A 20808-nucleotide genomic window follows, 5' to 3' on the forward strand; every position below is an offset into this window, starting at 1 on the left:
ATAGAGAAAGGGAAGAGCAGGAGCCAGCTTTTATTGCGCGTTATCAAAAGGGGGCTGATACTGGTGTTGCTGGGTATTATTTATAACAACGGGCTGCAGATCCAGCCGGTTTCCCATATCCGCTTCGGGAGTGTGCTGGGCCGTATCGGGCTGGCCTATATGTTTGCCAATATCATTTACTTATATACAAAGGAGCGGGCGCAGATGATCTGGTTTGCCGCTATCCTGGTAGTGTACTGGCTGCTGCTGAAGTTTACTTCGGCGCCCGGGTTTCCTGCCGGTGATCTTACCATGGAGGGGAATTTTGCCTCGTACCTCGACCGCTGTATCCTGCCTGGTAAACTGTACCTGGGCATTCACGACCCGGAAGGATTTACTTCTACTTTTCCGGCTATCAGCACGGCTTTGCTGGGGATCCTTACCGGCAATTTATTAAGGAACAGCACCATGGCCCCGGTGAGGAAAGTGGGCGTAATGGCCCTTACCGGCGTGGTTTTCCTCGTGTTGGCGCAAATATGGAATCTCGATTTTCCTATCAATAAGAACCTGTGGACCAGTTCCTTTGTGCTGCAGGTAGGTGGTATAAGCCTGTTGCTGCTGTCGCTTTTTTATTACGTGATCGATATAGCGGGCTACCGGAAGTGGGCCTTCTTTTTCAGGGTGATTGGCATGAACTCCATTCTCATTTACATTTCCGGTCATTTTATAGATTGGGGTTATACCAATAATGCCCTGTTCAAATGGCTGGGGCAATTGGTGGGCGACCCGTTCGGCGCTGTGGCGCTGGCCATTTCCCTGGTGTTTGTAAAATGGTTGTTCCTGTATTTTATGTATAAACAGAAGGTATTCCTGAAAGTGTAAAACTTTTTTTGCAGATCCGGTATGTAATCGTAATATTGCGATATAATAAACCGGGGCTATTCATGGGCGCTACAAAATCAGATCTCTTCACGAAACAGCAAAATGATATTGCCAACATGGCGAAGGCATTGGCGCATCCCGCCCGCATCGCCATTTTGCAGTATCTCGTTAAAAAGAATGCCTGTGTTTGCGGCGATCTGGTAGAGGAGCTCGGCCTGGCACAGGCTACTACCTCCCAGCACCTGAAGGAACTGAAAAACGCAGGTTTAATCCAGGGAACTATTGAAGGAGCCAGCGTTTGCTACTGCATCCATCCAAAAGTATGGAACCAGTACGGTAAAATATTCGGGGCTTTCTTCACAGAAGCAAAGGAGATCAAATCCTGCTGCTAAAATTTTTTATTTATATTAATCGCAATATTGCAATTATACAATGAATTGACGCGGTTCACATGCAGCATTGTAATCCGGCACAGCGTAAAAAATTAAGTTTTACAGACAGGTACCTTACAGGGTGGATTTTCCTTGCAATGGCGGCTGGCATAAGTATGGGCTATTTCTTCCCTTCAGCGCCCGCATTTATTAACTCCTTTTCGTCCGGAACCACCAATATTCCATTGGCGATAGGTCTCATCCTGATGATGTATCCGCCGTTGGCTAAAGTAAGATACAACAGGATACACGAAGTGTTTCGCAATATAAAGGTATTGTCACTATCCCTGTTGCTGAACTGGGTAATTGGTCCCCTGCTGATGTTCGGCCTGGCAGTACTGTTCCTTCACGGGTACCCGGAATATATGACAGGACTTATTCTGATCGGCCTGGCCAGGTGCATTGCCATGGTAATCGTATGGAATGAACTGGCAGATGGCAATCGCGAGTATGCAGCAGGACTGGTAGCGCTCAACAGTATTTTCCAGGTATTGCTCTATAGTGTATATGCCTATGTATTCATTACCTGGTTGCCAACAGTGTTTGGCCTGAAAGGCATTACCGTGGAAGTGTCCATAGCGGAAATTGCCAGGAGCGTGGGTATCTATCTCGGGATCCCTTTTGCTGTAGGCGTCATCAGTCAATACAGCCTGGTAGCATTGAAAGGAGAGGAATGGTTCCGGGAAAAGTTCATACCTTTTATTTCCCCTATAACACTCATTGCCCTCCTGTTTACCATTGTAGTGATGTTCAGCCTGAAAGGGGAACTGATCGTGCAAATTCCACTGGATGTAATCCGGATAGCCGTTCCGCTGATGGTGTACTTTGTGATCATGTTCCTGTTGAGTTTTGTTTTGGGGAAGATGGCGGGGGCGGATTATTCCCAAAATGCCTCCATTGCCTTTACCGCCGCCGGCAACAATTTTGAGCTGGCTATCGCCGTAGCCATCGGTGTATTTGGCATTAACTCAGGCCAGGCTTTTGTGGGGGTTATTGGCCCGCTGGTGGAAGTACCGGCGCTGATTGCCCTCGTGAATGTGGCCTTTCGTCTCCGTAAACGCTGGTATGCTAATACCGGTAATTACACTGCACAAAAAAAAAATAAAACCTTCATATCATGACTCACACAAGAATGACCTGGCAGGCCTTCAGAAGCCAGCTGGAAAAATACCCTGAGCAGATACTGCAGTTTCAATACGCTGCAGATAAGCTGGTAGCGCCCTCTTACCACATCACCGAGATTAAACAGGCGCCCATTACTTCCGTAGATTGCGGAGGAAAAATAAATACGTGGACGGAGATCATTGTACAATTATGGGAGCCGGAACAGCCGCAAACCAGCCGCGCAATGGCGGTGAACAAGGCGTTGAAGATAGTGGATCTGGTAGAAAAAAATATAGACCTGCATCCTAACGCAGTAGTGAAAATAGAATTCGGTAACGCCGCATTTGATACCCGGCAACTGTATCCCGGTGAATTTTTGCTGGAAGGCGAAAACCTGGTGGTGAACCTTCAACCGGATGCCACACAGTGCAAGGCAACGGACCGTGGTGCTACCTGCGGCACCCCCAAAAAACAAACAATGGAAGCTGCTGAATCCTGTACACCCGGAGGCGGCTGCTGCTAACCTGTAAAACAAACACATGAAAAAAGTATTGGTACTATGCACGGGCAACAGCTGCCGCAGCCAGATCGCTGAAGGATACCTGAAATATTTTGCCGGCAACAAAGCGGAAATTTACAGCGCAGGGGTGGAGACGCATGGCGTTAATCCCCGCGCAATAGCCACTATGGCGGAAGATGGCATCGACATCTCCACTCATACTTCCAACAACATCAATGAATACAGGAATATTGATTTCGATTATGTCATCACGGTATGCGATAATGCAAAGGAGCGATGCCCTTTCTTTCCATCATCTGCCATAAAGCTGCATGAAAATTTCCCCGATCCCGCAAAAGCCACCGGTACTGAAGAACAAGTGATGGCTGCCTTCCGGGAAGTGCGACAAACCATAAGGGACTATACAAGAAATTTCGTGACGCAATACCTGTAAGCGTATCGTTTAAACCGGCTATGGTTACTGGTTGGATTTGTCTGTAAAGAGCATGAAGCTGCCTCATAAATATTAAGGCAGCTTTTTCATTTATGCTCCCCGCACAGCATCCCGCTTCTATCTCCCCAAATCCTTCAAAAATCATCACAAAATCTAATCAGCGTAATCAATGTAATCAGTTTAATCCTGAGTCAGACAAAATCCGCGAAACTTTCAATACATTTGTACTCAACTTTAGAAACAGGGATGAAGCGGAAAGAGATCATAAACGGGGAGGAATTGCTGCTGCAGGAGCAGTTTACCGCCTATTTCCGCCTCTACGAATACCCGCTCTATTGCTTTGCCCTGAAAACTATCCAGTCCGAATTACTCGCCCGCGACATTATCCAGGAAGTATTTATTAAGTTATGGACGGTACGTAACCAGTTCAGTTCCATTGCCAATATAGAAGATTACCTGTATAAGATGGTCCGCAATAAGGTGGTGGACGTACTCCGCCAGCTGGCAAACGACCGCCGGCTCCGGGCAGAATACTTTAACGACCACCAGTGGGAGGAAAGCCGTACCTACGATAATATGGTGGCAAAGGAATATGAATTTGCCCTGGCGGAAGCCATTAACCAACTACCACCCCAACGCCGCATCATTTACCAGCTGAGCCAGGTGGAAGGCCGTACCCGCAACGAAATAGCGGAAAAACTCAGTATCTCCCCATCTACCGTAAAAAACCAGCTAACCGCTGCGCTGAGCTATCTCCGTAAAATTGCCGCCGGGCAGATTAAATTATTTTAAATTTTTTTTCCGCCAATAGGACATCGCTGTTTTTCAAACGTCAGTAAGGTATAGTCCTTTATCAGGACCTGTCATTTTAATACGAACGAAGATTGGATCAGGCACATTTTACACATCTTTTCAGGTTATATATTTCCGGCAAATGCACGCCGGAAGAAAGGAATGAATTCTTCGACCTCCTGGATGCCAACAAGGAGAACGATCTGATGATATCCCTGCTGGACCGGCTTTACAGTGAAGTACGGATGGAAACACCATCGGCCACCTATGTCAATAACCGCGGAGAGATAGACCTGGCTGTTCGTCCTGCTACACCTGTAAAAGTGATCCCTTTTTATAAGCAACGCCATACCGTTCGCTGGATGGCCGCCGCCTCTTTCCTGCTGGTACTGGGCGCAGGCGCATGGATGTACTCCGCTCAGCGCCAACCGGCGCCAGTGGGTGCCACCGTACAAAAAAAGGAGAAACCCGCACTGATCGCTGCCAGCACGGCTATCCGCACCGGTAACCGCGAACGTAAAGTACTGGTATTGGCAGATAGTACAAGGATTGTACTGAACAGCGGATCAGAAGTTAGGTATCCTGATCAGTTTGATCCCCAACGCAGGGAAATATTCCTGGAAGGAGAAGCATTCTTTGAAGTGTCCAACGCAGCTGCATGGCCTTTCGTGATCCATTCTGCCGGTGGAATGACCACCACCGTGCTCGGCACCTCTTTCAATATTAAAGCTTATCCCGGCCGCAGCCAGGCCATCGTATCGGTGGTTACAGGAAAAGTGAAGATTTCAAAAGATAAAAAAGAGATATCGACCCTTATTAAAGGACAGGAAATGCACCTCACCATGCTTACCGGTGAAGTAACGCAACGCAATACCACCGGCATGAATGCCGCCGGCTGGCAAACAGGAGACATCAGTTTCAACGACGAACCACTGGCAGATATTCTGAAAGATCTTCAGATCTTTTACGGAATCAATATAAAAATCAATAGCCCGGGATTGGCTAACCTGCTGATCACTACCGGGTTTAAGAAGAATACATCTGTTGACAGTGCCCTTGATATCATATGTGAACTGGCCAATGCAAAGTACGCCAGGAATCAGGACGGTTACGTAGTTTACTAACTACACATTTAAATCAACCAATTAAAGTGCGAGATGACAAAAAAGATTGTTGCAGTGCTGCTGGCATTGCTATGCCTTAACTTTTCCCTTTCCTATGCACAGGAAAAAGAAGAAAGAGTAACCCTGCACCTGGCCAACACAACTTTCAAAGAAGTGTTCCGGCAAATGCAGGCGCAAACGGGCAAGTATTTCGGTTACCAGTCGAAAGACCTGGAAGCCCTTCCCCGCGTGCAGTTTGATTGTACCAACGAACGGCTGGAAGATGCGCTGAAACAGCTGTTGCGCAACACCGGTTTAACTTTCACCGTGAAAGGGAATAATGTGCTCATCAAAAAAGGCCAGGAAGCCCCCGCCGGCTCCCGGCAGCTGGAAACCACTGTCCGTACAGAAAACAGGACAATCTCCGGGAAAGTGACCAACCGCGAACAACAGGGCATACCCGGTGTGAGTATCCTGGGCCTTAATTCGAAGAAAGCCGCTTTCACCAACGACAACGGCGAATATTTTATACAACTCCCGGAAGAGGAAACCATGCTGTCTTTTTCCAGTGTAGGTTTTGAAAGCCGGAACGTAATGCTGGGCGCAGCAAAGAATTATAATGTTACCCTGCCGGAACGTGTAGGCAACCTGAAACAGGTGGAAGTAGTATCCACCGGTTATGTAAACCTGCCTAAAGAACGCGCCACCGGCTCCTTTGGGGTAGTAACAGCAAAAGACCTGGAAAAGATCCCGGTGCCCAATGTGCTTTACCGCCTGGAAGGACAGGTGCCCGGCGTACTGCTGAACCTTACGGAATCAGACAACACCTTTGTATATGGCAACCTGAATGGCGCCGTGCAGGGAAACGGCAGCTATGATATTGCCATCAGGGGCGCCAGCACACTGAACAACGATGTAAATAAAAAACCACTGGTGGTAATAGATGGTTTTCCTACGGAGATGGATATGCGTACTATCAACCCCGCAGATGTGGAACAGATCACCTTCCTCAAAGATGCCGCCGCGGCTTCTATCTGGGGCGCACGCGCTTCTGCCGGGGTGATTGTGATCACTACCAAAAAAGGAAAAATAAATGATGGCGCGCCGCATATCTCCTTTACAGCGGGCCTGGGCCTGAACGGCAAGCCCAGGCTATCTTCCATGCCAATGATGAACGCAGCACAAATGATCGATTATGAGCAGGAACTGGTGAACAAAGGTTTCATCACCGATCCGGCCAGTTTGCCTGCTGCCAGTCAGCGGCCCGTTAGCCAGGCGGTGGACTGGCTTTTCCGGCTCAAAAGGGGAGAGGTGACCCAGGCACAGGTAGATGACGCCTTTGCTATACTGAAAAGCCGCGACTCGAGGAAACAGGTGGAACAGTATCTCCTGAAACCTGCTTCTACCAGTCACTATGATCTTAGTATCAGCGGCGGCACGGGCAGGCATACCTATTTTGTTTCCGGCGCATACGACCGGGAAAATACCAGCGCCAAAAAAACTTTCGGGGAAAGGATCACTTTAACGGCTAACCAGGAATTTACCTTCTTTAAAAATGTAACCCTGTCGGCCAACCTGCGTGGCAACTGGTTCCGCTACAGCACCGGCGGATTGGGCACCAGCGTATATGCGCCATCACCTTCTCCGCTCATGCCATATGATCAGCTTGTGGATGATAATGGTAACAATGTAGGTTATTCGCGGGCATATTACTCCGGCAGGCTAACCCAGCTGGAAGCACAGGGATATATGCCCTGGCGCTATAATTATATGGACGAACAGGCCATGCTGGATAATACCACCAATGAAAGTAACTACGCCGCTATCCTGGGCCTGAATATTCCCCTGTACAAAGGACTGAGCTTTAATGCGCAGTATATGGCGGAAAGGGCATCCTCTTCCGGCAAATTCTTTCATCCCGACAGTTCTTACTATACCCGCAACATACTGAACACTGCTACATCAATTAATACGAACGGAAAGCTGGTATATGGCATTCCCCTGGGCGCTATCATGGAAACAACCGATTATTCAAAAAATAACTATAGCGTACGCGGTCAGCTGAGCCTTGACCGGAATTTTTCCGGCAACCACCAGGTGAACGCGCTGGCAGGTATGGAAGCACGCCAAACCATCGATGGAAGCAATACCAACCGCCTGTATGGGTTTAACACGCAAACACAATTCAGCAAGCCGGTAGATTATGTAACCCGTTATGTTACGGTAGACGGTTACCAGGCAGCGGTGCCCTACAATGTAAACTACTCTTCCAAACGGAAACGATACCTCTCTTACTACGGCAACTTTTCGTATACCTATGCAGGTAAGTATACCCTGTCGGGCAGCGCGCGGTACGACGACTATAACAACTTTGGCCTTGATAAAAAATACCGCGCAAAACCTTTCTGGTCCACCGGCCTGGCCTGGGCCTTATCGAAGGAGGATTTTATGCAATCCGTGAGCTGGATCAGCAACCTTACCCTGCGCGCTACCTACGGTATCAACGGTAATATCAGCACTACCGCCCTGCCATACGACCAGCTGTACCTGGGAACGGATTACCAGTATCCATACAACCCGTATGCAGGGATCTTTTCACCGGCTAACCCTTCCCTGCGCTGGGAACAAACCGGTGTATATAATGTGGGAGTAGATTATGCATTGTTTGATAACCGCCTGTATGGTACGGTAGAATTTTATTATAAAAAAGGCACCGATCTGTTTGCCACATTCCCGATAGATAATACCGTGGGTTTTGACAATATTACCCGCAATACTTCTTCCCTCAGCGGGAAAGGAATTGACCTGTCGCTCGGCGGTAAAATTATCCGCCAGCGCGCCTTTGAATGGTCGGCCAACATGGTATTCTCATATAACACCAACAAGGTAACAGATGCCAGGTATAATGTGACCAGCGCCCTGCTGAGATCCGGCGGCCCGGGCGGCCCTATTGAAGGACTGCCCACGGATTACCTGATGGTATTCCGCTATGCCGGCCTGGATAGCAAAGGCAGCCCCCTGGTACTGGGCGGCAAAGGGGATACGTTGAATATTAACCAGTCGCCCAAAGACATCAACGACCTGAAAAATGCCGGCCGCTTATCCGCGCCCTACTTCGGAAGCCTGAGTCAAACCTTCCGCTACAAAGGCTTTTCACTGGATGTAATGATCACTTATAAACTGGGCTATGTATTCCAGCGCCCGGTGCCAAGCGAATATCCGGGCCGCTACGGGTTCGGGAACTATGATTATAACAACCTGGTGGACAAGCGCTGGCGTAAACCGGGAGATGAAGCGTTTACCAACGTGCCGGGCCTGAGCGGCAACAGCGCAGGAGCCATCCGGTATATCAATGCCGATATCAATGTACTGCCGGGAGATCATATCCGCTTAAGGGAAGTAGCGCTCAGTTATAAGGTGCCGGCCGCATTGTTCAGCCGCCTGCCGGTTAAAGGCATTTCCTTCACCGGCGCCGCCAGGAACCTGGCCCTGCTATGGACTAAAAACGCAGACGGTATAGATCCCGATTTCCCGCCAAGTATCCGGAATATGAAGCTGCCTCCATCGGCATCGTATAATTTTTCACTGAATGTAAGCTTCTGATCTCAACTCAAAACGCAGTCAAATGAAACGATATAAAATATTTCTTCTTCTTCTTATTATTACCGGTACGCTTTTTCAATCGTGCAGCAAGTATACGGATATAAAAACAGAAGGCGCGCTTACGCCCGACGATTATATTAACTATCGCTACCTGATGAATAACCGGCTGGACCTGGAACGCTCGGTGGACATGCCGGATATGACGGCCGACGATATTGTATATACCAGCGCCGCTTTGCAGCAACGTTTATCGCCCGAGCTCATGAATGCTTATATGTGGGGCGCCGAATACTATAATGCGCTCACTACAGATCCCGATTGGAAAATACTTTATTTCAATGTTTATCCCTGCAACCTGGTGATCCGCGATGTCATGAACAGTAAAGGCGGTACAGTGCCGCTGAAAAAACAGGTTTTGGCGGAAGCAAGGGTACATCGCGCTTACAGCTATTTTACCCTGGTAAATATGTATGCAAAACAGTACAATGAAAGCAGCAAAGCCACCGACCTGGGAGTACCTTTACTCCTGGAGCCGGATGTAGCCATTGTTGCCACCCGCGCCACCGTGCAGCAGGTATACGACCAGGTGCTCAGCGACCTGCAGGCGGCTATCCCTGATCTGCCGGAACAAAATACTTACAATCTCTATCCTTCCAAAGCGGCGGCTTATGCCATGCTGGCAAGAACCTACCTGCAAATGGGACAGTATACGGCAGCACTTGAAAATGCAGACAATGCCCTGAAGATCCAATCGGGCCTGCTGAACCTGCCCACGCTTACAAGCTACCCGCAACGCACGGATAACCCCGAGATCATCTTTTCCAAAATAGCAGGAATGAGCCACCAGTACTCCAATTTCCAGGTGATGAGCAACGGGTTGTTGTCGTTGTACGATGTGAAAGATTATCGCTACAGCTATTTTACCAGGGACTATACCGATGGAGGCGTTACCTATCGCATTTCTTCCAAAGAAGCCGTTACAGGCGCTAACCGCAATATCGGCGTGTCTGTACCGGAAATGCTGCTCATTAAAGCCGAATGCCAGGCCAGGGCCGGCAATGCCGCCGGCGCTATGGCTACGGTGAATGTTTTAAGGGCCAAACGCTTTGCGGCGGCCGACTTCCAGCCAATGACCGCCACCAGTGCAGATGATGCGCTGGTAAAAGTATTGCAGGAAAGAAGAAGGGAATTATGCTTTAGCTGTATCCGCTGGTTTGATCAGAAACGGTTGTTTACCGACAGCCGTTTCGCAGAAAATATTACCCGTACCAATATTGCTACCGGTGAAGCCTATACGCTTACGCCAGGCAGTAACCGGTATATTTTCCCCATCCCGGCATTTAATATCCAGCTGAATCCATCGTTGGTACAAAACCCGAGGTAAACATTATAAAAGAATCTCCAGATGAATAAGAGAAAAATGGCTTTCATAGCGCCAGCATTGTTATGTTCCGGGATGGCCTTTTCACAATCGGCAATGAAATTTATGCCTCAGTATCCAATGCCGGGCGATACGGTAACCCTTCATTACAACCCGGAAAATACCCCGCTGAAAGGGCAGGCGCCCGTTACCGGTGTGATCTGGCTGTATAGGAATGATCAGTGGGAAACGCAGGACCTGGATATGAAAATGACGGATTCGGGTTGGGTAACACGGTATCATTTGCCGGAAAAAACCGCGTTGGTGGTCGCCAATTTTTCCGGCAACGGTATTACAGATAAAGGTGGCGCAGCTACCTATGCCATCATACTCTCTAATCCAAAGGGCGGGCAAATGCCCACCGGCTATGCTGCCTGGGCCTTTTTACGCCTCCCGGAAATGAAGGGAACAGTGCCGCCTGCTATAGATGATACCGTAAAGATCACCGATGAAGTAGGACTGTTCTGGATGAATAATGAGCTCCGTTACCACCCCGAAAGCAGGCGCCATATTTTTTATAACGCCATGACGATCCTGAAAAACAGCGGTGAGAAACGCGCCGATACCATCATCCCCCGGGAAATAAATTATATGAGCAGCCTGAAAGATGCTACCGAAGCAGAGTTGATGGATGTGAGCAAGGCGTATAGGAATTTGTTGGGAGACAGGTTACACGCCGACTCCATGAATAAAGTAATCATTGCCAGGTTCCCTTCCGGTGTGGCCGCACGCGATGCGATGATATATAACATGTTCCTGGGTAAGGCCGGCAACCGCTACGGGCTGTGGAAAGAGTTTGTGAAAAAATTCCCGCTGCAGCAGTTTGAAAACGTAAGCACGGAGATCCAGCAACTGTATTACAACAAAGCCTTCCGCAGCGTGGTATACGAACAGGTAATGGCCACAAAGAAACTGGACATCCTGGATGAAATGATGGATGCATCTTCCTTTGAATCGCTTACTGAATTTCACCGTCACCTGGTGGTGAATGCGCTGGCGCACGATGAAATAAAACCCGCTGCTGCCTTGCCCTGGTCCAAAAAACTGGTGGAGCATATTGAAGCAGCTGTGAACAGGAAGACCGGCGCTGAAAGCCGCTTCTATTCACCACTGCAGTGGAAGGCGCAATTACTCAACTATGCGGTGCCTGCCTTTTTAGGACATGCTTCCTTGCTGCATACCCTGGGCGATGATAAAACCGCCCTGCTGTGGATGGAAAAAGTGAAAGCCCAACCAGCAGCCAACAGCGCTGATTTCCTGAGCCTGTACGCCACCCTGCTGGAAAATACCGGCAAACATGCGGAGGCAATACAGGTAACGGAAAATGCCGCCAGGGCCAATAAAGCCACACCGGAAGCAATAGCGTTGTTAAAACAGGAATACATCCGTAAGCATAAAAAGGAAACGGGCTTCGATGCTTATTTTCAGAGCATGAAAAGCGCAGAAAAGGTATCTGCAGCGCGGGAAGCCCTGCGTGCGCAGCTGATCCGCAAACCTGCACCTGATTTTAAACTGCAGCAGCTCAACGGCGGCGTAGCCAACCTGGCCGCTATGAAAGGAAAAATTGTGGTACTGGATTTCTGGGCTACCTGGTGCGGGCCATGTAAAGCAGCCATGCCCGGTATGCAAATGGCGGTAGATAAATACCGTAAAGACAAAAACGTGAGCTTTTACTTTATTGCCACCATGGAAACCAAACCTGATTACCGCAACCAGATCAGGCAATTCCTGTCGTCAAAAGGTATGCACCTGGATGTATTGCTGGACGCTAAAAGTGATAGCACCGGCCAGTTGGACGACACCTATAACAAATACACCAGGGCCCTGTCTTTCTCCGGCATCCCGGCAAAAGTGATCATCGATCAGCATGGCGTGATCCGCTGGCTGGGAAGTGGTTATTACGGAAGCCCCAGTGCATTGGCAGATGAAATATCCTACATCATTGAGTTATTAAAGAAAGAAGGATGAGTATAAGAAGATGCCTTGCGGTTGTTTGGATCTGTATGTGCACCGCTGCGTCAGTTGTATAGTTTTTATAAGATCAATCATTAGAGTAATGACCGCCATCCCTTTCCAGGGATGGTTTTTTTATCTTTCGAAAGAAGAAATATCAACATAGTATTTCTTAAAATTATTCCTGTCCACGTATACATCTATCTTTTTATCCCGGTCGATATACGGGCTGGGGTCCGACCAGATGAAACCACTTTTAAAAGGATGCGTAATCCCTGTAAGCGGGTCTTTCCACTCACAACGGATAAAAAACGGGTGACGGTGGTTCACGGAAACAATGTTGTTTACATCCACGGCAACAAAGCTGGCAGGTACCAGCTGTCCTGTTTGTTTCAGCCGCTCCTTGCGGGAATGGCCCAGCTTTCTCACAATATGATAGCCCAAACCGATCAAGCCAAATACCAATGCAAACAAGCCGGTAATAAGCGCGCCGAAGTATTCCCGCCAACCGGCTATTTTGGCGTCGTCCGGATCATTGGGGTTGTAGTAAATTTCCACCTGGTCGCCGATATTATATCCTGCAGGGCTGGAGGATACATTGGAAACATAACGGTGCTTTACACCGGCTTTATCATTGTAGGTTACCACCGGGGAATAGGTGGTGGATTTGGACCCTCCTTTGGCGATCAGGTCTATTACGGTGCCACTGGTTTTTACGGCGGAATCGTTGAATTTTTTAACGCTGAATAAAATAGCAAGTGTGATGATGAGCATCACAATACCGACACCGAGAAAGATGTTGAAAACTAAAGATACGGAACTGCGTTTCATGTAAACAATGGGTTAAATAAGGGTGTAAGATACCAAAATAAGGAATGAATAAAGTGAATAAGCAGTACCTGCGTAAATATCAGTACATTTAGTACCACGCATCAACCAATATTTATACTATGAATGCCCTTGGAAAGGCTGTTAAAAGAGTATACGTACTCTTGTTTGCACGACGGGTCTTTTATCCCGTAAATCTCTTTTTATATAAGTTAAGCATGTTCGGGTTAGGTATCAGGAACCATGAAAACGATCTTGTATCGGGGGAGAAAGCATTCATTAAATTCCTGAAATCCCGCATGAAACTGGATACCGGCGTGGTGATGGATATTGGTGCTAACATGGGCAACTATTCCGTGATGCTGAGAAAAAACGGGATTACCCTGCCGCTCTTTGCTTTCGAACCGCATCCGGTTGCCTACCGTAAATTAAGCGCAGCGGCGGAAACATACAACTTTACGGCAGTACCAATGGGCGCCGGGGAAGAAAGCAGCACCGCCACCATTTACGACTACCAGGGTGATGGCGGCTCCGAGCACGCCAGTATGTATAAAGGTGTTATTGAACACCTGCATAAAGGAAAGGCAGAGGAAGCAACCATTGCACTTACCACCATCGATGAATTTGTTGCGCAGCATCGTATCCTGAAAATAGCACTGCTGAAAATAGATACGGAAGGGCATGAACTGAGCGTACTGAAAGGAGCAAGGCAAACAATTGCCAGCGGCCTGGCAGAAGTGATCCAGGTGGAGTTCAATGAAATGAATATTATCTCAAGAACTTTTTTCAGGGATATTGTTGATATACTGCCGGGCTATGATTTTTACCGGTTATTACCTGACGGACTGAAGGCGCTCGGCGCCTACAACAGTACCAGCTATGAAATATTTTCTTTCCAGAATATTGTGGCCATGAAACGCCCTCTTTTTCCTCAGTAAGCATGCTTATCCCCCTTGATCATATTCATCAGGGTCTGGAAAATGATCTGGCAATCGAGCCAGAAACTATAGTTCTCAATATACCATAAGTCAAAGTCGACACGTTTCTGCATCAGGCCCGACACCCTGGTTTCTCCCCGGTACCCGTTTACCTGCGCCCAGCCGGTGATGCCGGGCTTCACCACATGCCTCAGCATATAGTTCTGAATAGTGTTCCTCGATTCCTGGTGTAACGGGATGGGATGGGGGCGGGGACCAACCAGCGACATATCGCCCATTAAAACATTAAAGAACTGCGGCAGCTCATCGAGATTGGTTTTACGGAGGAAGCGCCCCACCGGGGTAACCCTCGCGTCGTGCTGTGTAGCCTGCTGGTATCGCCCGCTCGCATCTACGGTGTCGCTGTTCCTGGTCATGGAGCGGAACTTGTAGCAGGTGATCTTCTTGTTCTTTAACCCTTGCCGTGTTTGTTTGAACAGCACCGGGCCGGGCGACGATATCTTGATCAACAGCGCAATAAGAGGGAACAGCCACCAGAATACGGTGATAAAAAGCGCGATCGTAAAGCACAATTCAAAAAGGCGCTTGAACCGTTGTTTGGCCAGGTCGTCCAGCGGGGAAGTGCGGATGGTTAACAGCGGGAAAGTGCCAAATAAATTCATGCTGGCGGTGGAGGTACAGAAGCGGTAGCAGTCGGCAATGATCCGTACCCGTTTGGCTTCCTTTTCACTGGTGATAATGATCTTTTCCATTTCTGTGCTGAGCGTTTCCGGAAGGGCTACAATCACATCATCGATCTCATGATCTTCCAACACCCGTGGAAGATCCGCTATTTTGCCCAGGTACTGCCCGTTCAGATATGGGTTGGTTTGCTCATCCACGAAGCCCACGCACCGGTAACCAAAATGATCGTTGGATAATATAGTCCGGTAAAAGCTCATCCCCGTATCACCGGTGCCTACAATGAGTATGTTTTTTATATTGTAACCGTTCGACCTGAGCCGGAGCAGGGATTGCTTTACAAAGAATTTAGTGAATGTAATGCAGATAAAAGTAAGGGAAGCATTGAGCAGCGTAAAGGTGCGGGGATAAGGATAATACTTGAAACAATAAAAGAACAGGAAGGTGAAGAAACACGCATGAAGTAAGGTGGTTTTGAGAATAGCAACGAATTCATAGGAAAACGACCTGGTTCTGAATTCATCATATAAGTGGAGCGATAGTCCAATGACGGTCCATGCGGTAATGCTTATCCCAAGTAATAAGCCGTTAAAGGGAGAAAAGAATACATCTCCCAAACCGGAAATATACCGGCGGGTACACAAAAAAGCGAGTACCAGTACCAGGTAATCGATCAGCAATCTTAACAGGAAATTGATATGGTTGCCGGGTTTCATATTGCTGTGCTTAAAGGGTTGACGAATGATTGTTATCAGTTCAGGATAGTATGGAACACTTGAAGGAATTTGTTTTCTATATGTTGTATGTCGAATGTTTTTTCCGCGTAAGCGCGGCCATTGCGCCCCATTTCCTCCCGCAGCGCCGGATCAGCCACCAGCTTCTCAATGTGCCGGCAGAAGCCCTGCGGGTTATCGGGGGCAATGCAATAGCCCGCCTTATTGTCCAGCACGATAGCGGCGCTCAGGTTATCCGGTGGCATAGCCAGTACAATAGGCTTTTCTGCGCACAGGTAAGTGAGCACCTTTGACGGCACGGAATAAGCGCCTGCATCCTGCTCCAGTATAGCCAGTAAAATATCAGCAGTACCAAGCACCTGGCTCATGTCCCTGAAATCCTGGAAAGGTAGCAGCAGGAGATTGTCCAGCTGCTGCTGTTCTTTTTCCTTTTGCAGGAAGGCGGCCCCCAGGCCTTCGGAGATCACAATAAATACCACGTCTTTATGTTGGCGGAAATAAGCCGCGGCGGCCGAGAGCATGGATGGATTATGTTTTAATCCCAATGTGCCTGAATAAACAATACAGGTTTTATCTGTTACCTGGTGACGTCTGGCCCAGTCGTTTTTCTTTTTTGAAGGCGTTATTTCCCCCAGCGGCGCCCAGTTGGGGATACAGGTTACCTGTTGCGGCCGGATCTTCCATTTGTGAAAAAGATCATTAAAGCCAGGGGTAATGCTCACCACATGGGCACTTTTTTTCAGTAATCCTGCTTCCAGTTTTTTGAAGTAATGCCATAAGGGAAAACCGATGAAGCCCAGCCTGCTGCGCGCAATCTGCCTGATGGCAATGGTATAGATATCCTGGCACCAGTACACAAATTTGATCCCCTTACTAATGCAGTACTGCTGTACATGCTGTTGTACAAACAACGGCGTGGTGCCGCTCAGCACTACATCTGGCCGGAATATTTCCAGTTCGCGTATGAGCTGCCGGGCATAGTCAATTTCCTGTTTCCGTCTTTTTAAAAGAGAGTATTTATCGAATGTTCCCCTGATCATGATAGGCAGTACTTTTAAACTGGTACCTGATGGAGGCAGGTCTTCAAAGTTTCCTTTGGGCGATTGAAAAGAAACCGAGTAGGCATGTAATACTTCATGCCCGCTTTGTGCAAACTGCCGGCTTAGCTGGAGGGTGAAAGCGTGGCCGGAATGGTCGTTAACTACAATTTTCATGGGTTTTTCTTTTATAAAGCAGGTCCATTTGCAGGATTTGTAATTTTTCTGACTGAAGAAATCCTACCGGGGCGATGAATTCAAATCCGAGCTCTTTTACAAAATGATGCATCTCATCAAACAGCGGCTCGCCGTCGTACATCTGTACAAAAGAGGTTTCAAACAACAGGTAATCAATTTGCCGGAGGCTTCTGATAGCGCCTTTCAATACTTCTTTCTCAAATCCCTGTACATCCATTTTCAGCAGTACCGGTGGAAGGAAAGATAGCCGGTGATGAAGGTCGTCCAGTCGTTGCACAGGCACATCTATCCGGTTGGTGACAGCTGTTTTGGGAAGCATATTTTTTTGCAGTGCAGATATATGCAGTGCGGAGCTGGCGTGGGAGTATGCGTTGCTGTAAAACTCTAGTGTTCCGTTGGTATTGCCCAGGGCCATGTTATAGCTGCTGATGTTGCTTAGCCTGCGCGTATTACGTTGCAGCAGGGCAAACACTTCGGGGAGGGGCTCAAAGGAATGAATGCGGGCAGCAGGGTAAAAGTGAGCGGCAGCCATGGCAAACTGGCCCTGGTTGGCGCCTGCATCTATGATAGTGCCTAAGGTGGGAATATAATGCCGGCAGTTATGGAGGATCCGGGTGGAAGCTACGGAGGCGCCTTTTTCCAGCAGTGAGCTGAATCCCCTGCCGGAGCTGAGGAATACTTTTACGGTGTCTGCTATTTTGAAAATAATGCTCATGAAGAGAATTTGAGGTTCCAGCAATCTTTGTAAAAACCAATTGTTTCCTGTACGCTTTTATCCCATGTAAATTGCTGCACCCGTTGCAGGCCTTGTGCAATCAGCTGCTGCCGGTAAGTTTCATTTTCGAGGGCGTTGATCTTCTCCGCAAATAATACCGGGTCCGGCGTATCGGCCATCAGGCCTGCATCGCCTACTACTTCGGGCATGGACGTAGCGCCGGTGGTCACCACCGGGCAACCGGCTTTCATGGCCTCTCCCGGGGGAAAGCCAAAGCCTTCATACGCAGAAGTATAGAGCAAACAAAAAGCATGGTTGTATAGAACATTCAGATCGGCCTGGGAGATGGCAGGAAAAATATGATAGCGGCCGGCTATCTTTTCTTTCATCATACTCATCTCCTGTTTACTCCATGGTTCACCGCCAATAGTTACCAGGCGGTAGGATGGAGGAAGCAGCTCCATTGTTTTTACCGCCATGGAAAAATTTTTATAATGCCTGCGCGCGCCAACATAAAGGATGAATTTTTCCCGCAGATCCATATTCAGCGAACAGCTTACCGGTTGTTGTTTGTTGATGGGGAAGAAGTTGCCGATACCATGATGGATCACTTTTACTTTTGCAGGAGGAATGTCCGGGAAGAAGTGCAGCAGCTCTCTCCGGGTACTGTCTGAAATACAGATGATACCATCAGCCCGCCGGATGCTGTATGCTTTTTGAAGGGTATTGGCCAGTCCGCGGGGGAACTTTGTAGCCAGCTTCCGCTCATGAGCAAAGTCGTGCACAGTAAGGATATTCAGGATATCTTTTTGTGGAGATACCCGCAGGTAGCCCCCATGGAAAACAGCAGCGGGAGGCAGGGCGTAACGCAGGGGCAGGTATCGCAGGTACCTGCTGGGGATCCAGCTTTCACGGATGCAATTAAAACGATGATAATCTATATTCCGCTCAAAAATATTGTCTGATTGCAATCTTACGTTTAGGCAGCCAACAGACAGGCCGCTGTTGACCATACCGCGCAGCAGCTCGTACCAGTAGGCAGATACGCCGCCGGCTTTCTGAATGGAGAATACAATATTGTCTAAAAATACCTGCATCTTTTATATTGCTGTTGGATCTGTAATTTTTTCATCCCCGTTATCGTCATATGCGCAGAGTAATGCTACGATGACCAGGAAGAGATCTATCTGGCTGAAAAAGAAACAAACCGCTACATATGCCAGGTAGCTGCGTTGAAAAGACGTAACATGCTGCCCCGTTCTGGTAAGCACCAGGAAGAAAAAGAACAGGGACACCGCTCCGAATTCAGCCAGGATAAAGAACCAGCGCATATTCAGGTTACGGCCGCCAACGCCTTCTATGTTGCTTTGGTAACTGAGTTGCCCGAAAAAATAGTTGGGAGGAATAAATGGACTGTTGCCTGCGCCGTAACCTGATATGAGAAGATAGGGTTCATCCCGCAGGAAATCCACTACCGGCAGCTCCATATCCCTTTGCAGCGGAATGCCGAGAATGATATTGCTCTTGCCCCAAACAGCCTCGTTGTCGTACCGGTAGGCGGATCTTTCAAAAAGCAGTTGGTACAGGGGCTGATGACGATTTTCCATATAATGTTTCAGGAAATATTCCTTGGAGGCAGCTACCCCGAGAAAAAGACCAATGATGATTCCCAGCGTGCCTGCTATTTTCCATCTTACAGTCATCACTTGCGGCAGGCATACAAACACCAACCCGCCTGCCAGGAGATTGATCCAGAATGTTTGGGAAGAAGTAAGTATGCCCGCTATTATCATTACTGCGGTGGCCTTGTAGTTCCGGTCTCTTAGAAAGAAGGGAATGGCGAGCGACAGGAAAGCGCCAAATACTTTAGGTTCCCCGAATAATGCCTGTACCCGCAATCCGAGTGGACCGTTGATCTCCTGCATCAGGTAACGTCCCTGCAGGCCCAGTAGCTCGCTCAGCTCCACATTGCGGAAAGTAAGCTGTACAGCTACCTGGATGGAGGCAATCACGCAGGATATGACGGCAATTTTTTTTATGCTTTCAGCGAATTGTTCAAAGGAAAGCTGTTTTCTTTCCTGCACTATCTTCGCGCCAATAGCAAACAGGGGAAGATAGGTTTTCAGGTAAAAGTAAAGGGGCTTTGTATAGAACACAAAAAGCTTACCGCCGGGATAATGGAAAGGATCCCTATAAAGTTGCGTGATCAGGAATACTGCAATGCTTGAAAGCAGTGGTAACAGCAGCAGGAAAAGATACTCCTTCCGGATGTATTGCCTGCCGGTAAACAGTTGATGGGCCTGTTCAAAAAAGATAAACATGCCCACAAAAAATGTAGCGGTAAACGTAGGACCGATGGACAACAGGGTATAAGCTTCCGATGCAAAGGCATACAACAGCATATCTATAATGTTGATCCGCCTGTTGTAATACAGGTACAGCAATATGGCCGCAATGACCAGGGGCATGCTTTCCCTGAAACATTCCACGAAAAAATTATTGCTTTGAAGATCAATGTATCCTGTTTCCATATAAATTTACTGATCAGGAAATACGTTTGTACAGGTTGTACAGAAACGTATTGTTTTTTACTATTTTTTTTACCCTGAGAATTAACCTGCCAGGGTTATACAAGGTGTTGACGGTATACCTGTCTGCTTCTTCGTTGATATGATAACTGTCTGGATGACTGATAGCTGTTATTGTGCCGTACCGGATCTTTTTAAACCAGCCTGGAACCACGCGCGTATGGGTAGCGTCTTTACCATAGCCAATATTTTTAACCAGGCTTATGTTAGGCGTAATCACCCATCCTTTATTAAACCACACGCTCATAAACCACTGGATATCCCAGGTATCCACGCGGTGCCCGTAAATAGCCTGCAATTCTGATTGCAGGAAAGTGCTAAGCCCTTCCCGGGAATCACGCTTATACCGCTGCAGGGTAAAATCATAATACTGCCAGGCGCGGCGCCAGGAGGCCCATCCCCATATATGTGCATAGCGGGAGTAATAATAAGAAGCGTTTCCCCTGGGGATGCCCGCCTGGTAGTTGCCGCCGTTAATATGCATAATGGTGGTGTTATCCCGGTACTTTGTAAGCATGGCGGTACAGAAGGAAAAGAAAGTTGCATCAGGCACACAATCATCTTCCAGTATAATACCTTCTTCTACATGACCGAAGAACCAGTCGATCGCCGAGCTAACTGCCTTACCACAGCCCAGGTTATGTTCGCGGAACAACGTGGTTACTTCACAGGGCCAGTCGATACCATTAAGCACTGCGGTGCGGGTAGTCTCACACAACGCCGCCTCCCCGGGCCGGTCCTGCCGGGGGCCATCGGCGGCAATAAACAGCTGTTCGGGCTGCTGCAGCCTGATTTGTCTGAACACCTGCAATGTTTGTTCAGGGCGGTTAAATACCAGGAATAAGACCGGCGTGCGTAACATCATTTAG

General features: G+C 48.3%; 18 protein-coding genes. 11 read left to right on the plus strand and 7 right to left on the minus strand.

Going from position 1 to position 20808, the window contains the following annotated elements:
• From VIM72_RS29930 to VIM72_RS29975, 10 genes are all read left to right on the plus strand, one after another.
• Positions 1-861, plus strand: an 861-nt coding sequence (locus tag VIM72_RS29930; RefSeq protein ID WP_332006472.1) for a DUF5009 domain-containing protein, incomplete at its 5' end; no start/stop codon positions are given.
• Between the two features lie 62 nt (positions 862-923).
• On the plus strand, positions 924-1253 hold the full coding sequence (locus tag VIM72_RS29935) for a metalloregulator ArsR/SmtB family transcription factor (RefSeq protein WP_332006473.1): 330 nt from the start codon (positions 924-926) through the stop codon (positions 1251-1253).
• 59 nt (positions 1254-1312) lie between these two features.
• Positions 1313-2413, plus strand: a complete 1101-nt coding sequence (gene arsB, locus VIM72_RS29940) for an ACR3 family arsenite efflux transporter (RefSeq protein ID WP_332006474.1) — start codon at positions 1313-1315, stop codon at positions 2411-2413.
• Positions 2410-2919, plus strand: a complete 510-nt coding sequence (locus VIM72_RS29945; protein WP_332006475.1) for a DUF6428 family protein — start codon at positions 2410-2412, stop codon at positions 2917-2919. The genes arsB and VIM72_RS29945 overlap by 4 nt, the downstream gene beginning before the upstream one ends.
• Positions 2920-2935: 16 nt before the next feature.
• Positions 2936-3349, plus strand: a complete 414-nt coding sequence (locus VIM72_RS29950; protein WP_332006476.1) for an arsenate reductase ArsC — start codon at positions 2936-2938, stop codon at positions 3347-3349.
• A gap of 222 nt (positions 3350-3571) precedes the next feature.
• Positions 3572-4141: an RNA polymerase sigma-70 factor gene (locus VIM72_RS29955; protein ID WP_332006477.1), complete on the plus strand. Its 570-nt coding sequence runs from the start codon at positions 3572-3574 to the stop codon at positions 4139-4141.
• A 92-nt stretch (positions 4142-4233) separates the two neighbouring features.
• The gene (locus tag VIM72_RS29960; protein WP_332006478.1) at positions 4234-5265 is read left to right on the plus strand and encodes a FecR family protein; all 1032 of its coding nucleotides are present in this window, start codon (positions 4234-4236) and stop codon (positions 5263-5265) included.
• A 33-nt stretch (positions 5266-5298) separates the two neighbouring features.
• Positions 5299-8847 carry a SusC/RagA family TonB-linked outer membrane protein gene (locus tag VIM72_RS29965; protein ID WP_332006479.1) on the plus strand — a complete coding sequence of 1183 codons (3549 nt, stop codon included), beginning with the start codon at positions 5299-5301 and terminating at the stop codon, positions 8845-8847.
• Positions 8848-8869: 22 nt separating this feature from the next.
• Complete coding sequence (locus VIM72_RS29970; protein ID WP_332006480.1) at positions 8870-10231, plus strand: RagB/SusD family nutrient uptake outer membrane protein; 1362 nt, start codon at positions 8870-8872, stop codon at positions 10229-10231.
• 21 nt (positions 10232-10252) lie between these two features.
• Positions 10253-12235, plus strand: a complete 1983-nt coding sequence (locus VIM72_RS29975; protein WP_332006481.1) for a redoxin domain-containing protein — start codon at positions 10253-10255, stop codon at positions 12233-12235.
• 120 nt (positions 12236-12355) lie between these two features.
• Here the strand turns inward: VIM72_RS29975 and VIM72_RS29980 are convergent, their stop codons facing one another.
• Positions 12356-13051, minus strand: a complete 696-nt coding sequence (locus tag VIM72_RS29980; RefSeq protein WP_332006482.1) for a DUF3592 domain-containing protein — start codon at positions 13049-13051, stop codon at positions 12356-12358.
• 215 nt (positions 13052-13266) lie between these two features.
• On the opposite strand from VIM72_RS29980, the gene VIM72_RS29985 reads away from it, so the two are divergent.
• The gene (locus VIM72_RS29985; protein ID WP_332006483.1) at positions 13267-13986 is read left to right on the plus strand and encodes an FkbM family methyltransferase; all 720 of its coding nucleotides are present in this window, start codon (positions 13267-13269) and stop codon (positions 13984-13986) included.
• On the opposite strand, the gene VIM72_RS29990 is transcribed toward VIM72_RS29985, so the two are convergent.
• From VIM72_RS29990 to VIM72_RS30015, 6 genes are read right to left on the minus strand one after another with little or no spacing between them, the layout of a single operon-like run.
• Complete coding sequence (locus VIM72_RS29990; RefSeq protein WP_332006484.1) at positions 13980-15383, minus strand: undecaprenyl-phosphate glucose phosphotransferase; 1404 nt, start codon at positions 15381-15383, stop codon at positions 13980-13982. The genes VIM72_RS29985 and VIM72_RS29990 overlap by 7 nt on opposite strands.
• 35 nt (positions 15384-15418) lie before the next feature.
• Positions 15419-16615: a glycosyltransferase family 4 protein gene (locus VIM72_RS29995; RefSeq protein ID WP_332006485.1), complete on the minus strand. Its 1197-nt coding sequence runs from the start codon at positions 16613-16615 to the stop codon at positions 15419-15421.
• Entirely contained in the window at positions 16599-17351 is a 753-nt protein-coding gene (locus VIM72_RS30000; protein ID WP_332006486.1) for an FkbM family methyltransferase, read from the minus strand. Before VIM72_RS30000 ends, VIM72_RS29995 begins: the two co-directional genes overlap by 17 nt.
• Positions 17348-18448, minus strand: coding sequence for a glycosyltransferase family 1 protein (locus tag VIM72_RS30005; protein ID WP_332006487.1), 1101 nt, complete (start codon positions 18446-18448; stop codon positions 17348-17350). Before VIM72_RS30005 ends, VIM72_RS30000 begins: the two co-directional genes overlap by 4 nt.
• Before the next feature lie 3 nt (positions 18449-18451).
• Complete coding sequence (locus tag VIM72_RS30010; RefSeq protein WP_332006488.1) at positions 18452-19882, minus strand: hypothetical protein; 1431 nt, start codon at positions 19880-19882, stop codon at positions 18452-18454.
• 13 nt (positions 19883-19895) lie between these two features.
• A complete protein-coding gene (locus tag VIM72_RS30015; RefSeq protein WP_332006489.1) occupies positions 19896-20801 on the minus strand; it encodes a hypothetical protein in 906 nt (301 codons plus the stop codon).
• Positions 20802-20808 lie beyond the last annotated feature (7 nt).

This window comes from Chitinophaga sp., from assembly GCF_036569185.1.
In the GTDB taxonomy this organism is placed as follows: domain Bacteria; phylum Bacteroidota; class Bacteroidia; order Chitinophagales; family Chitinophagaceae; genus Chitinophaga.